This is a genomic window from Streptomyces sp. AC627_RSS907, assembly GCF_019049165.1.
Map to the genome: position 1 here is coordinate 1 of NZ_JAGMUE010000756.1, position 548 is coordinate 548.

1 pseudogene is annotated in these 548 nt (G+C 71.9%); it reads right to left on the reverse strand.

The window, feature by feature from the left end:
- Window positions 1–310 precede the first annotated feature (310 nt).
- Window positions 311–548, reverse strand: a pseudogene (locus tag KUM32_RS38465) (hypothetical protein); the annotation flags it as partial.

Sequence of the window (548 nt, forward strand, 5' to 3'; positions counted from 1 at the left end):
GGGTAAGGGGGGCGGTATCGAGGCGGGCGACATGGGAGCAGGGTAAGCCGGCCCGGGGGAGGAGTTCGCGGGAGTTTTCGGCGCCGACAGCGTCGGCTTTCGACACGCGCACGAACCGCTCGCCGCCCCGCCCGCTGCCCACCCGGCCCGCTGCCCACCCGGCCCGGCACACGGCTGTGCCTGCCGCGTACGGCCGCTCCCCGGCGACGTGGTATCGCCGCATCAGCGGAGTGCGTGCTCGCGCCCGCGAGGGCTCTCCCCAACGACGCCCATGCCGAGGTGATCGGTAGGCGGGCGGCGGAGCAGGCTGTCAGGGGTTGTGCTTGCGGTAGTGGTAGATCGACAGGGCGGCTGTTCCTCCGTCGCCTACCGCGGCGGCGATCCGGCGGGTGGCGCCACCGCGCACGTCGCCCGCGGCGAAGACACCGGGGAGGTTGGTGGCCAGGGGTGCCTGTTCCTTGCCGAGGGTGATGGTCGTGGTCTGCACGTAACCGCCAGCGTCGAGATAGAGACCGAGTTTCCTGTCCCTCAGCCACCCGGTGTTGGGT